This window comes from Vibrio tubiashii ATCC 19109, from assembly GCF_000772105.1.
GTDB classification, from domain to species: Bacteria; Pseudomonadota; Gammaproteobacteria; order Enterobacterales; family Vibrionaceae; genus Vibrio; species Vibrio tubiashii.
Genome location: NZ_CP009355.1, coordinates 48,901 through 62,066, shown reverse-complemented (window position 1 = coordinate 62,066; position 13,166 = coordinate 48,901). Strand labels below are relative to the sequence as shown.

The 13,166-nt window shown below is 44.7% G+C and carries 14 protein-coding genes; 2 read left to right on the top strand and 12 right to left on the bottom strand.

The window, feature by feature from the left end; translation table 11 throughout:
• Positions 1 to 22: 22 nt before the first annotated feature.
• The 4 genes from IX91_RS15455 to IX91_RS15440 form a co-directional block, all read right to left on the bottom strand.
• Entirely contained in the window at positions 23 to 979 is a 957-nt protein-coding gene (locus IX91_RS15455; RefSeq protein WP_004746409.1) for a DMT family transporter, read from the bottom strand.
• Positions 980 to 981: 2 nt separating this feature from the next.
• The gene (locus tag IX91_RS15450; protein WP_004746407.1) at positions 982 to 1,941 is read right to left on the bottom strand and encodes a DMT family transporter; all 960 of its coding nucleotides are present in this window, start codon (positions 1,939 to 1,941) and stop codon (positions 982 to 984) included.
• A gap of 9 nt (positions 1,942 to 1,950) precedes the next feature.
• On the bottom strand, positions 1,951 to 2,721 hold the full coding sequence (locus IX91_RS15445) for a maleate cis-trans isomerase family protein (RefSeq protein ID WP_004746404.1): 771 nt from the start codon (positions 2,719 to 2,721) through the stop codon (positions 1,951 to 1,953).
• 62 nt (positions 2,722 to 2,783) lie between these two features.
• Positions 2,784 to 3,950 (bottom strand): M24 family metallopeptidase, encoded by a 1,167-nt coding sequence (locus tag IX91_RS15440; protein WP_004746402.1) that lies wholly within the window; start codon positions 3,948 to 3,950, stop codon positions 2,784 to 2,786.
• A gap of 389 nt (positions 3,951 to 4,339) precedes the next feature.
• Here IX91_RS15440 and IX91_RS15435 point away from each other — a divergent pair, with 389 nt between their 5' ends.
• Together IX91_RS15435 and dpaL are read left to right on the top strand one after the other, a co-directional pair.
• A complete protein-coding gene (locus IX91_RS15435; RefSeq protein WP_004746400.1) occupies positions 4,340 to 4,726 on the top strand; it encodes a RidA family protein in 387 nt (128 codons plus the stop codon).
• Between the two features lie 70 nt (positions 4,727 to 4,796).
• Complete coding sequence (dpaL, locus tag IX91_RS15430; protein WP_004746399.1) at positions 4,797 to 5,960, top strand: diaminopropionate ammonia-lyase; 1,164 nt, start codon at positions 4,797 to 4,799, stop codon at positions 5,958 to 5,960.
• 192 nt (positions 5,961 to 6,152) lie between these two features.
• Here dpaL and IX91_RS15425 read toward each other — a convergent pair whose 3' ends face one another.
• The 8 genes from IX91_RS15425 to IX91_RS15395 all read right to left on the bottom strand — a co-directional run bounded on the left by IX91_RS15425 (position 6,153) and on the right by IX91_RS15395 (position 13,109).
• Positions 6,153 to 6,911 carry an isocitrate lyase/PEP mutase family protein gene (locus IX91_RS15425; protein ID WP_004746397.1) on the bottom strand — a complete coding sequence of 253 codons (759 nt, stop codon included), beginning with the start codon at positions 6,909 to 6,911 and terminating at the stop codon, positions 6,153 to 6,155.
• A gap of 167 nt (positions 6,912 to 7,078) precedes the next feature.
• Positions 7,079 to 7,171: an AraC family transcriptional regulator gene (locus tag IX91_RS25890; RefSeq protein ID WP_081469106.1), complete on the bottom strand. Its 93-nt coding sequence runs from the start codon at positions 7,169 to 7,171 to the stop codon at positions 7,079 to 7,081.
• A gap of 126 nt (positions 7,172 to 7,297) precedes the next feature.
• Complete coding sequence (locus IX91_RS15420; RefSeq protein ID WP_004746396.1) at positions 7,298 to 8,725, bottom strand: aspartate kinase; 1,428 nt, start codon at positions 8,723 to 8,725, stop codon at positions 7,298 to 7,300.
• 71 nt (positions 8,726 to 8,796) lie between these two features.
• Positions 8,797 to 9,183, bottom strand: coding sequence for an ectoine synthase (locus IX91_RS15415; RefSeq protein ID WP_004746393.1), 387 nt, complete (start codon positions 9,181 to 9,183; stop codon positions 8,797 to 8,799).
• Between the two features lie 13 nt (positions 9,184 to 9,196).
• On the bottom strand, positions 9,197 to 10,465 hold the full coding sequence (gene ectB, locus IX91_RS15410) for a diaminobutyrate--2-oxoglutarate transaminase (RefSeq protein ID WP_004746391.1): 1,269 nt from the start codon (positions 10,463 to 10,465) through the stop codon (positions 9,197 to 9,199).
• 11 nt (positions 10,466 to 10,476) lie between these two features.
• Positions 10,477 to 11,022 (bottom strand): diaminobutyrate acetyltransferase, encoded by a 546-nt coding sequence (gene ectA, locus IX91_RS15405; RefSeq protein ID WP_038197480.1) that lies wholly within the window; start codon positions 11,020 to 11,022, stop codon positions 10,477 to 10,479.
• A gap of 617 nt (positions 11,023 to 11,639) precedes the next feature.
• The gene (locus IX91_RS15400; RefSeq protein ID WP_004746388.1) at positions 11,640 to 12,248 is read right to left on the bottom strand and encodes a LysE family translocator; all 609 of its coding nucleotides are present in this window, start codon (positions 12,246 to 12,248) and stop codon (positions 11,640 to 11,642) included.
• A gap of 33 nt (positions 12,249 to 12,281) precedes the next feature.
• Complete coding sequence (locus IX91_RS15395; RefSeq protein ID WP_004746386.1) at positions 12,282 to 13,109, bottom strand: AraC family transcriptional regulator; 828 nt, start codon at positions 13,107 to 13,109, stop codon at positions 12,282 to 12,284.
• Between the last annotated feature and the right edge of the window lie 57 nt (positions 13,110 to 13,166).

Below are 13,166 nucleotides of genomic sequence, written 5' to 3'. Positions count from 1 at the left end.
TCACATTCAGTGAGGCTCCTTTTTAATTATTCACGCTAATAACCACCTGTTGTTTATTGGGTGTCGGCCGGACAAAGATGACCATACCTCCGATGATGAGCCCCATAGCGACGACTCGAAGCACAGTTAGCTGCTCACCAAACACAAAGGTCCCAATTAAAAAAGCCGACATTGGAATTAAGTTTAAAGCCATGCTACTTCCATCAACGCCTACCCGCTCAATCCCATAGATGTACACCAGATAACCCAGCCCTGATACACAAGTCCCTAATACAAGGACGCATCGCAATGCACCAGAGGAATGGAGTAGTAATTGGATATTGCTGAAATTGACACCGTCGAAGAGTAGGTAAAAGAAGAACCCCAGAGCAGCAAAACCGAATTGATAAAACATGGTCTGGGCCCCACCGTACTGATGAGCCAGTTGTGCCCGCAGGTGAGTCACCGAAGCAAAGCTCACCACGCTCAACAAGCAAATGAAATGACCAATACTCAATCCTTGTTGCGAACTTGAGGGAGAAAAGACCAATAACGCCACCCCAACAAGAGCAATAAGCGCAGCCCCTATCTGAGTGAAGGTAAACCGCTCACCATAAAACAGCGTGCCCATCAATAAAATGGCAATGGGGACTAACCCTTGAATGACTCCATTTTCAGAAATAGTAATGTAATCAAGGGAAAGAAAAGAGAAAAAACTAAATAATCCTTGCCCAACGGCACCACATAAAAATAGTTTCAAAACGTCTCTACGATTTTTCCAACTAAACCGAAAAACTTGCCTTGGTTTGGTTCGAGACGGTCCAAAGAAAAGAGACACTGCCAAGACGATAAATAATACAGCGAATGCAATCACATAGCGCAGCCATACCAGGACCTTCGCATCAATGACGCTGAGAGGCAAGGTTGCTAAAGAGCCCTCGGTCCCCCACAACAACGCAACTGAAATCGCCGCAATCCATCCCTTAGCAGTGTTTGTCATGGTTAGTTGCTCTCGGCCAGTTGTGCTTCAACTTCTGGCTCTTTTTTGTGAGCAAATTTCATAAACATCATCATGGAGCCGATAACGACCGCAATGGCTAGCAACCGCATTGGCGTCACCGCTTCACCAAGAGCGAATACCGCAAGTACGAACGAAGACAATGGCATTAAGTTCAGCGCCATACCCGTGCCGTCGACACCGACTCTTTCCATTGCATAGATGTAAATCAGGTAACTGATTCCAGAAATACCAACACCCAAAATAGTGATGCAAAGAATACGTAATGGAGAGGAGAATATGCCTAGAGCAGAAGAGAAGTCTGCGCCAACAAAGAGCAAGTAGATACCGAAGCCAATCGCTGCAAACACAAACTGATGGTACATCGTCGCAACTGAGCCATATTTCTCTGCAAGCTTAGCGCGTGCATAAGCCATCGTAGAGAAACTCGCTGCACTACCAAAGCAGATTAAGTGACCAATATTAAATCCACTGCCTTCAACCGATGGATCCATCACCAAAATCGCTACGCCTGCAAACGCACCAACCGCCGCGACAATTTGCAATACAGTAAATCGTTCACCGTGACGCAAGAAACCCACGCAAAGAATGATGATTGGGATCAATCCCTGTATAACGCCATTTTCAGATGCAGTGATATAGTCCAAAGACAGAAACGACAGGAAACTAAATGCGCCCTGACCAATAATCCCACAAGAAGCAGCCCAAAAGATATCATGGCGATTTTCCCAGTTAAGTTTAAAGTCGACTTTTTTCTGTGGCTTACCAATCGCGTTACTGACCTTGATAATGACAAACAGGGTAATGAAAGCAACGGTATAACGAACCCAAACTAACACTTGAGCATCCATAACTTCTAAGATCGGTGTTCCAACAATCCAAGGAATGCCCCACAACAAACCGATAAATATGGCTGCGATCCAACCTTTTACTGTATTACTCATTATTCTTTCCTATAGATTTAATAATTTTCCGTAACCTAGACATTGAGCTTTCTTACCGACTAGGTGCATGGCATGCCAAAACATAGCCGAGTTGCTACAAACAACCGGGATGTTGAACTTGTCTTCAATTTCTTGGATATGATCGAGAACGCGAAGGTTGGTGCAGGACATAAACACAAGGTCTGCGCCCGACTCCGGCAAGATAGTTTCTAACGCCTCCAACATGGATGCTTTGGAGATTTTGGTAATGTCGGTATCCTTCTCGATCCCCAATGAGCCTAATATGCACACCTCAAACCCAGCCGCGGTCAATTGGCTGTAGAGAGGGAAGTTCACCTCTGTTGGATAAGGAGAAAATACAGCGATCTTGCGTGCGCCTAAGTGCCGAAACGCAGCTTGAGCGGCTGTCCATGGGTTCGTTGCGGGAATATCTCCACGATTTTTCGTGAGCAAGTGTCCAACCTTTTCTTCCCCAATAATGATGGATGCCGAGGTACAGCCAAAGGCCATCACATCCATTGGCAACCCCGTGGCTATCAGATCCGATGCTTCACTGATACCCGTGGCAATTTGATCCAACGCTTCCGGTGTCATTTCACTGCTGTAATAAACACGAGAACTAAAAACGCCCGCCTGCGTTCCCAATAACTTTGCCCAATCCATTTCTAGCGAATGATCAGTGCTCAGTTGAACTAACCCGATATGCACACGATCAACCCGAGGGGCTTGTGTATGCGGCAGGGTAATTTCCCAATCTTTAAACTCTTGTAAGGTTTCCATAATGTTTTCTCGTCTAGGTGCTTCTCTGAATATCAGGCAGACAGAGAAGCGCTTTGGGGGGATTACTCGATAATGATCAGCTCAGGTTCCGCACGCTCAGATAGCCACTGTGCACCATCTTCGGTAATGACGATGTTTTCTTCGTGAACCATAGATTTACCCGGTGCGTAAACCATGCCTGGCTCTAACGTCATCACCATGCCTGGCTTCAAGACCGTATTGTCTGTTGCTGTGTTTGATGGACGCTCAGTCAGCTCCATACCTAAACCATGACCCAAACGACCTACGTCATTACCCAGTGCCCCATTCGCTTCTAGCACTTTCCACATCGCATTGTAGATATCAGTCGTTGTCGCGCCTGGCTTCGCGGCTTCAAAACCTTTTGTCGTCGCTTCATAAGTCGCTCGGTATGCCGCTTTCGTCTGCTCACTCGCATGCCCGAACGCCCAGTTACGGTCAAAGTCTGAGAAGTAACCATCGCGAACGGCACCGGTATCGATGATCAACACATCACCCGGTTCAATAATGCGGTCTGTTGGCCCCATAATGATGCTGTCGTAACCATCAGGACCTGAGCCCGCAATAATGTATGGGCACTCATCAGCGCCTTCTAACAACATGTCGATACGGAACTGTTTACAGATCTCTCGCTCCGTCATACCGGCTTTGGCGTATTGCGGAACTTTCTTAAAGCCAACATTGGTGATGCGGCAGATTTCACGTGTCTTTTCAATTTCCGCTTGAGACTTAATTTGACGAAGCTCATGCATCTCTAGAGACACATCAACAAAGTCTTTCTTCACCATCGTGGTCAGTTGCAGGTAGTTGTTCACTGGCATGCGTAGGTGAGATTCAATACCCAGCGTCGCGCCAACTCGGCCGTGACGACAAGGCAATGAATTCAGAGCACTCGCGACCAAGCTAATGCCGTCATCTTCTGGGCGAGGCGATGGCCAGGTAATGATGTTGTCAATCCAAGTCCCCGCCATACCACTGGCACCAATTTCTGGAATGATGGCAATAGGCTTACCTTCGGCTGGAACGATAACGAACCACGGGCGAGTTGGGCTGTGCCAGAACTGGGTATGAAAACCAGTAAAGTAACGAACGTTTGGCTCGGTAGTAAAAATCATTGCATCCAGCTTTTTGTCATGCATGACTTTTTGAGCGCGTTGGGTACGGTGTTCAAATTCAGATTGGTCAAAGCCACGATTCAGGAAGTTGTTCATTAGAGCCTCTTTGTTTGTTCTTATTCGACTTAGCGGTGGAGCAATCAAGTCTTACAGTTAACATTTGTGAACGGTACGAGGGCAGTTTACTGACATTTAAGTTAAATAATGTGACTCAAAACGCAGGGTTAAGCATAGTTAACCAAAAAGTGAGTTTTTGACCTAAAATCGTGAACAAACCCTCATTAAAGTGACATATAGTTAACTTTACTATTGACCGAGTCGAATATAAGTAGTTTTATAGTTACCAAGAGTTAATTTTATCTTGAATAAAAAAGCCACTCTCAAATGACATACGTCAATAAAGTTAACTAAAGTTACCTGTTCGGAAGTAAAGTTTGATAAAGTTAACTTCCGACGTCAGAAACTAAAGAGGCAAGAGATTAAAAATGAAAACGAAAGTACATACTGACAATGCACCAGCAGCTATCGGCCCTTATGTTCAAGGCACTGTTTTCCAAGATTTAGTATTTACATCTGGTCAACTTCCGTTAGACCCTAAGACGATGGCTTTTGTAGAAGGCGGCATTACTGAGCAATCTCGTATGTCACTTGCAAACCTAAAAGCAGTGCTGGAAGAAGCTGGCGCCTCCATGGAAACTGTGGTTAAAACAACCTGCTTCCTATCTGACATGGAAGACTTTGCTGCATTCAACGAAGTGTACACGGACATATTTGGTACTGAAAACGCACCTTCACGCTCGTGCGTAGAGGCGGCAAGATTGCCAAAAGACGCGCTTGTAGAAGTAGAAGCGATCGCTTACGTAATCAAATAAAATGCAACGAAAAGGTCATTCCCTCTCGATGACCTTTTCTTCTCCCACCATTATTCATTAAGTGTGTCCTATGCTAAATCTATCTAAAAACTCATTCTTTTCCGGGAAAAAAAGCGAACTCTTTAGTGTTGAGCAAGCCAAGCAAGCCCGTGCCTTTCATTCTCAGATCGACGGCTACCAGCCAACACCACTCGTTTCATTGCCTGCATTAGCAAACCGGCTTGGTGTAAAAGCCATTTTGGTAAAAGACGAATCGAAGCGCTTTGGGCTTAACGCCTTTAAAGTGCTTGGCGGCTCATACGCTCTAGGTCGTCAGTTAGCAAAACACCTTAATGTCGATATCGCAGAGATCGACCTCAAAACCGTTTCATCAAAACTGGAATCACCACTGACCTTTGCAACCGCGACAGCGGGCAACCATGGTACTGGCGTCGCGTGGGCAGCTCGTGAAATGGGGCAACAGGCGGTTGTTTATATGCCAAAAGGCTCGCCACAAGCCAGTGTCGATCGCATTCGTGGCTTGGGTGCAGAATGTATCGTGACCGAAGTGAACTACGACGATACCGTGCGACTGGCAAATGATACCGCTTTAGCCAACGGTTGGATGCTAGTTCAGGACACCGCTTGGGACGGTTATGAAGAGATCCCAACATGGATTTCGCAAGGCTATATGACGATGGCCGACGAAGCGGTAGAACAACTAAAGCAACTTGATTTTGACGCACCTAGCCATGTCATTCTCCAAGCTGGTGTTGGTGCGATGGCCGGTGGCGTATTAGGTTACTTAGCCGATAGACTGGGTCCAACTAAGTTTGACACTATCATCGCAGAGCCAAAAGCCGCTGATTGTATCTATCGTTCTGGTACCAGCGAAGCTGGAAATATGGTTAATGTGACGGGCGACCTTAGTTCTATCATGGCAGGTCTAGCTTGTGGTGAACCGAACCCTGTTACATGGCCAATTTTAAGAGATTGCAGCCGCTACTTTATCGCCGTAGAGGACAATGTCTCTGCAACAGGTATGCGAATGTATGGTAACCCGCTCGCTGGCGATCAAGCGATCACCAGCGGTGAATCAGGTGCGATTACTCTTGGAGCCTTAAACGAAATCGTGAATCACAATGGTAATGTAGGTCTCAATAAAGAGTCTGTTGTACTGCTATTCAGCACTGAAGGTGATACCAATCCTGAACGTTATCGCCACATCGTGTGGGAAGGCGCATTTTCGGTATAACTGTCGTTAAAGGCGCCCTCTTGCGTTAAGAGGATCTCTTCATTGAAGCGCCTCTCAAATTAGACACTTTTCCTAAACCGAAAAGTGTCTCACTTATCGACATCATTCGCTCCTTATTTAAATAGAGTCTTAACTCTGAATGACAATGGGGCAAAAATGTTTCAGCCAGAATTGGCTGAAACAAATATGGGCCTATATAAACAGTACCTCAAAAGATTGCTCTCTTTTAATTGAAGTCAAGGTAGAGGATAGAGAAGTAAGCATTGCCTCATGTACAAAATTGCCCATGCTTATGCGTTTTACACCTAGTTTTTTAAGTTCTGAAAAACTAGGTAATCCCGGAAGGCACATTACATTTATCGGCAGTGAGGTGCTATCGACAACTGATTTGATATCATCTTTTTTATTGATACATGGTAGGAAAATGCCATCAGCGCCTGCCTGTTGATATTGATTAATTCTCTCGAGACTGGTTGCAAGAGGTTCTTTAACATGAAGAAGGAATGCATCACTTCTGACATTAATAAAAATTTCAAGACCTGCTTCGCGAATACATTCTCTAACTTTTTCTAAAGTTTTGCTGAACAAAGCGCTGTCACACAAGCTCCTTTCACCATCTACCACGACACTATCTTCTATGTTGACTCCAACAACACCAATTTTAACTAACTCAATCATATTCTTCGCTATGACTTCAGGCGTCTCTCCGTAGCCAGACTCTAGATCTACGGTTAACGGCAGTTCTGTTGACTTCACAATGGCTTTAACAATCGACAAAAGGTCTTCGAAACGGATATTTTCTCCATCTTCCTTCCCAAGATTCTTAGCAATAGCTGCGCTAGAAGTACCAATAACAGAAAATCCGACACTTTCGGCGATTTTCGCACTTGGTACATCCCATACATTACAAATAACTAGTGGTTCTTCCATTTCATGCATATTCTTGAACATGACTTATACTCCAATTTGCTTTTTTTTATATTGAATACTTTCAATTAGATGCTATCAACGGAAGATAAATAAGACGTGCCATTTTCGGAACTGAACAATAAATATTTATAATGCCTATATTCATTCGGCTCTGCTGCACTCGATACAATAAGTCAATATCCTCCCTATCACCCCTCCCCGCGAAACGTCAGCCGCCATTCAGAGGGTGAGACATTGAAGCTCTTTTTGAAGTGTTTACGGAAAACACTTTCTGAGCCGATCCCAGAAAGCTCTGCGGGGCTCGATTACCGCCATACCTAACCTACTCCACACGGTCATGGATGGATTCATAACGTGATGGCGAATAGATGTGGCATACTCTTGCAACGACTGAACGAGGCGAGCATTCACACTGCTAAGCTATGTAATGAACTCGTTTTTTGATTAAAAAACACCTCATGCAGTGCGCATATCGAAGGCTGATACTCATGATCATCAACAACAAACTGCACATTCACATTTCTCATCGATGAATGAACGGCAATGGGAGTAATACTTTGCTCCATTAACGCTAACACACCTTTTGCCAGCGCTTGGTTAGTATCAAATTGAGATCCTATTGCAGAAATGAGGGCAACCATTCGGCCTTTTATGTTTGCGTTAGGGAATCGCTTCTCTGTTTTATACAGCACTTTGTTCAATGCATCGCTGCTGCCGGTGAGGTAATGTGTCATTGAGTTAGCATTCATCTCTTTACCCACCAATGTCACGCGTGCGTCTGTGATGATTTGCATTAAGTCGTAGCTGACATTGTCTACACAACCGACCATAGTTTGATCGAAAAGATGTAAGGCAAAGACTTTCTCTTTACCAGCAATGATTTCGACCTTGTCCATCGTTGGTCGAAAAGCCCCAGAGATTAGTGTCCCTGAGTGCTGCGGTTCAAAGGTGTTTTTGATCTGCAACTCAATACCACTTTCACGTAGGCCTGCCGCTGCATTAGGGTGAATCGCTTCCATACCCAAATTGGCAAGTTGATCAGCTACGTCATAGTTGGTCTCTCCCAAAGGCAGAACTTTATCAGCGCCAACAACGCGAGGATCAGCCGAGCTTAGGTGGTACTCTTTATGAATGATCGCCAAATCAGCATTGGTTAATGAAGCGATACGACTAAAAGTCATTTCACTATAGCCGCGATCATAAGTGGACATTAGCCCTTCTTTGCAAGACGCGTATCCGGTGACTATTGGCAACTCTTTGCTTGTATCGATATCTGCAAACGCTTTTAGAATGCAATCATCTAAGCTGCTAGGAATCTGTGTGTCCCAGCCTGACAAATCAACAAATCTTGCATTGATACCGATGTTTTTGAGTTTGAGAGCAGTGTTATACGCACTATGCGCTTCACCGATAGAGGAAAGAAACTCTCTAACTTGCGGTAGGTAGTGTCGCAGCGAAAACTGACCATATTGACAAGTTTCCATGATATTAGAGATACAGACTTTCGCTTCTGAAATTCGAGAGCGAATAAACTTGTCTGCACGAAGGCGGTTCATTGGATCAGCAAAGATATTCTCGTTTAGGAGTAACATTCTTTGTTCTACGTAATCTAGCGCCTGCTGCCAACTCTCATCTCTCTGAGCGACTAACTGATACACACCCGGCTTACTGGTTTTTTTGCATTCAAGCAAAGCGTCAGTGATTCCACTGTAAGCGGAAACCACAAATACTCGGTTGTAAGTTTCTTCATTTCTTTTTTTGATCAATATGTTGTCTAGTACAGCATCAAATGCTGTCATTGAAGTACCGCCGATTTTCTCTACGGTATAAGTCATGATAGGGCCTTTTGGTTGCTAGGGGTCGTGGTGAAAGAAAGGCTAGCCCTAGTGACTAGCCATTGTGGCAATCAGTCTATAAGCGGGTAAACACCGTTCTCATCATGGGTTTCTTTACCCGTGATCGGTGGATTAAATACACAAGCCATCACCATCTCTTTCCCTTGGTAGGCGCGGAGATAGTGCTCATCATGCTGATCTAGGATGTAGAGCGTCCCCGGCTTGATAGGGTAGGTTTTGCCACCGACGACTTCTATCTCCCCTTCACCACTCATGCAGTAGACGGATTCCAAATGATTTTGGTAGTGGATATGCGTTTCTGTATTCTCAAAAATGGTGGTGATATGAAATGAAAACCCCATGTTGTCATCTTTAAGTAGCATACGAACGCTTTCCCAAGTTTCTGAGGCAACTCTACGCTCGCTATCGCGGCATTCTTCTAAAGTGCGAACAATCATTTTTTCTTCCTATTTACGATGCTTTCTTAAACTGTTGTTGGATAACGACTTCGACGGCCTGTTTAAATATGTCCAAGCCTTTTTCTAACTCAGATTCAGTAATCGTAAGTGGTGCGAAAAACTTCAACACTTCGTCATCTGGTCCAGCGGTCTCAATAATTAAGCCATTGTCAAAGCACACTTTCGCAATCTCGCCAGCCAATTGTCCGTTGCAACACTCGATGCCGATCATCATCCCTCGCCCTTTTTGTTTAACGAACATGCTTGGATGGCGGTTTAAAATAGAGACAATCACTTCAGAAACTATGGCGGAACAACTCGCAATGTGCTGTTCGAATGGTTTATTGTCAGCCCAGTACATTTCTATTGCTTGAGTGGCAGTAACAAAAGCGTGGTTGTTGCCACGAAAGGTACCGTTATGTTCGCCAGGTTTCCAAATATCGAGTTCAGGCTTGAGTAACACGATTGCCATAGGTAAACCGTATCCGCCAATTGATTTAGATAAGGTCACCATATCAGGCTTAATACCTGCAGGTTCAAAGCTAAAGAACGTACCCGTACGCCCACATCCGGCTTGAATATCATCGACAATCACTAAAACATCGTTCTGTTTGCAGATTTTGCTTAGGCGTTGCAACCACGCGTTTGAAGCAACATTGAGCCCACCTTCGCCCTGTACAGTTTCAACAAGCACAGCCGCAGGTTTATCTACCCCAGCTGAGTTGTCATTTAACATTGTTTCAAATAGTGTCAGCCCATCAATGCCCGCATATCCTTCAAAAGGTATACGAGTGACATTGTTTAAACTCACCCCTGCGCCTTGTCGATGGTGCTGATTGCCTGTTGCCGCTAAGGCACCAGATGTACAGCCATGAAAGCCATTGGTGAAGGCGACGATAGAGCTGCGCCCTTTGGCTTTTCTGGCTAACTTAAGTGCCGCTTCAACGGCGTTGGTGCCTGTAGGCCCGGTAAACTGAACTTTGTAGTTGAGACCTCTTGGTTCTAGTACATGGCTCTGCAACGCGTTGAGGAATTCCGCCTTGGCACCAGAATGCATGTCGAGTCCATGCGTAATACCATCAGCTTCGATGTAATTGAGCAGTGCTTGCTTAAATATCGGGTTGTTATGACCGTAATTGAGTGACCCCGCCCCAGCAAGAAAATCAAGGTACTTGTCACCGGATTCCGTCTCTAGCCAACACCCTTTTGCTTTCGTGAAAACAACCGGGAAGCTGTTGCAGTAAGAGCGTACTTGCGATTCTTGCTTGTCAAAAATATCCATGATTAGACCGTTTATCTATCCTGTGATGTGAGTGGGATACGATACAAATACTCCGTATCGTGCTTACCCTTGAAATGTGTCGTTTGATCGAGAAATGTTGAAACGCTGCCTTGTTGACCATTTTGCGCGTCGAGCTTTTTGAATAGCGCCCAAGATGCCCCGTTTTCACGGGTAATCGTCGTTTCAATCGCATCAATTCCTTGCAGAGAATCTTTAGCCAAAAGAGCTTGAAGCATTTGATATGCAAGTCCTTTCCCTCGGTAATTGGGAGCAACTGCGACCTGCCAAACAAAAAGCGTACTCGGTTCTTCTGGCTTGCGATAACCAGAAATAAAGCCGGAGATCTCTCCTTCGTAGCGAGCTAAGAGACAGGTTTGGCGAAAATGAGTAGATTGCAAAAAATTGCAATAAGAGGAGTTGGTATCTAGTGGTGGACACTGGGCAATAAGATTAAAAATGTCATCGCCATCTTCTGCGCTAGGTTCACTGAATGAGCCATGCTGCGTGGACTCCTCAGCGATTTCTGGGTAAGCCACCCAAGGTGCTGATACGATCATAGGAATGTGCATTTACTTTGTACTCTAAACAAATATACCTCTTATTATCACGCCAAAAGTGACCTAAAAAGCAAATTAACCCTCACAAAAAGCTTAAAAACATGACGTAAAGCACAATTTTTACCGTATTAATCAAAATGCAATTATATTTGAAGACTAATGTTTTGTGTTAAAACGTTTTTCGTAACAAATCACAAGGAGAGATTTGGTAAGTCTTCCTCACCATCTGGCCGACAAGATAGAGACGCCAAGCGAACAACCAAATAAACACCTACAAATCATCAACTTAACAACAACTAAGCCAGATTAAATCACAGAGAGTGGAATGATACCTAGATATCACTAGAATCGGTTCGTTTGAAAATTAATTGAATAGTATTTTGAACACTAACAATCCATGTCATGAATGACCATTATTGATAACATCCAATTTGGTGTTTTTATACCTTAACGCTCTGTTTTATAGGCTGTTGTAAGAGCTGAGAGAAAGGAGGAAGTGGCGGCTTTAGACCGCTACAACATGGCGATAACTTAAATCCTGCCGTTGAAAAATTGGAGTTTTGAGTCGGTATTGCTCTCAGGAAAGCCCGTTCGGCGATTCCTGAGAGCCTATTTACTTACAAAGCCAAAAGCGGTGTAACCACATGCTCATAGCCTATGGTCAGCGAAACATAGACAAGCAGCGTCGCCATCAGAAGATTGAACACTTTAAAGTAATTCGGATTAGAAATTCGCTTGCCTAACACCAACCCAGCCAGTGAGTAGCTTGTCGGTGCGCCAAAAGCCAAAATAGCTAACACTAAAGACCACAACACAATCGCACCACCCGTAATACCAACACTTGGAAACTGAATCGTTGATACAGGCAAGGTCGCAACTAATGCCTTAGGGTTGAGTAGCTGCATGAACAAGCCATCGCGAAAACTCAGCGAATTCGAATCGCTGGTATCTTGAGAGAGTTCGACATTCGCGCCCGCAACCTTCCACGCGATATGTAATATATACAGGCAACCCGCCAAGCTAATGAAGGGGAGAACCTGAGGATTAATCACCTTTAACCCAATAAATCCCAGCATGACGAACAAAATGAACATCGCCATTCCGACGCCAATAAAGAATCCAAGGTGAGAACGTGTGTTTCTGTTCAAGCCACTATGTAACCCCAAAAGGTTCACTGGGCCAGGGGTATACATCACCCCGATCGCGTAGGCGAAGATTTCTGACATTTAGCACTCCAAAAACACAGTGAGCCGCTTAGCTTATCGGCTCCACTGAAGCTGAAACTGTTTTGGTGTCATGCCAAATACGCGTTTAAAGTTACGGTTAAGGTGACTTGCATCTGCAAAGCCAGAGGCTACAGCTGCAATCGTTGCGCTGTGTCCTGCCAATAACTGTCTGCGCGCATAGTTGATGCGACAATTCAAAACGTACTGATGTGGAGTTATGCAAAAGTGCTCGCGAAAGGCGCGGATGAAGTGGAACTTCGACATGTTGGCTACCTCTGCGATGTCATCAATGGAGATATCATAAGCAAGGTTCGCCAAAATATACTCTTTCGCTCTAAGCAAAAGCCTGTCTGCTCGCGTCTTGTGAACCGGAAGTTCAAGGCTTCCATGCAGGCGAGTTAAAGATTGTGCTAACTGAAACAGGCCCGCTTCATGCTCAATCTTCGAGTAAGACTCTCCTTGTAACCGCTGCGACATGGCATAAACCTGACACCTTAAAAGTGAGTCATCAAATAAGGTTTGGTTTAACCTGAGTGTCGTGTTCTTTTTATGGCCTAGAGCCTGAAACAGAGGATGCAGCTCATTAGGATGAATGTAGAGCATCACGTATTCCAAGTTTTGCTCTACACCTGAGTGACCATCATGTATGTCTTCCGGATTAAAAAGCATCACACTGCCGGGAGTGCTTTTATAAAAAGCGCTGCGACAGAAAAAGTCTTGTCGGCCTTGAAGCGTTAAGCCGATTGAGTACTCCTCGTGCGCATGCTTTGCGTAGGTAAAATCACTCATCACCGCACACAGCATAGAAACCTCATCCTGCTGAGAACTGCTTGTATATTTAAAGTGATTATCTTTACCCACGCTCCCTCCTTTTCTTGAGTCCTTTCCCATAATTCCTAGGCCAATATATTCAAGTCA

What these genes read in the sequence shown, in the direction of transcription:
- IX91_RS15455 (WP_004746409.1), bottom strand. Translation starts at nt 979, where the DNA reads ATGACAAACACTGCTAAGGGATGGATTGCGGCGATTTCAGTTGCGTTG.
- IX91_RS15450 (WP_004746407.1), bottom strand. Translation starts at nt 1,941, where the DNA reads ATGAGTAATACAGTAAAAGGTTGGATCGCAGCCATATTTATCGGTTTG.
- IX91_RS15445 (WP_004746404.1), bottom strand. Translation starts at nt 2,721, where the DNA reads ATGGAAACCTTACAAGAGTTTAAAGATTGGGAAATTACCCTGCCGCAT.
- IX91_RS15440 (WP_004746402.1), bottom strand. Translation starts at nt 3,950, where the DNA reads ATGAACAACTTCCTGAATCGTGGCTTTGACCAATCTGAATTTGAACAC.
- IX91_RS15435 (WP_004746400.1), top strand. Translation starts at nt 4,340, where the DNA reads ATGAAAACGAAAGTACATACTGACAATGCACCAGCAGCTATCGGCCCT.
- dpaL (WP_004746399.1), top strand. Translation starts at nt 4,797, where the DNA reads ATGCTAAATCTATCTAAAAACTCATTCTTTTCCGGGAAAAAAAGCGAA.
- IX91_RS15425 (WP_004746397.1), bottom strand. Translation starts at nt 6,911, where the DNA reads ATGTTCAAGAATATGCATGAAATGGAAGAACCACTAGTTATTTGTAAT.
- IX91_RS15420 (WP_004746396.1), bottom strand. Translation starts at nt 8,725, where the DNA reads ATGACTTATACCGTAGAGAAAATCGGCGGTACTTCAATGACAGCATTT.
- IX91_RS15415 (WP_004746393.1), bottom strand. Translation starts at nt 9,183, where the DNA reads ATGATTGTTCGCACTTTAGAAGAATGCCGCGATAGCGAGCGTAGAGTT.
- ectB (WP_004746391.1), bottom strand. Translation starts at nt 10,465, where the DNA reads ATGGATATTTTTGACAAGCAAGAATCGCAAGTACGCTCTTACTGCAAC.
- ectA (WP_038197480.1), bottom strand. Translation starts at nt 11,022, where the DNA reads ATGATCGTATCAGCACCTTGGGTGGCTTACCCAGAAATCGCTGAGGAG.
- IX91_RS15400 (WP_004746388.1), bottom strand. Translation starts at nt 12,248, where the DNA reads ATGTCAGAAATCTTCGCCTACGCGATCGGGGTGATGTATACCCCTGGC.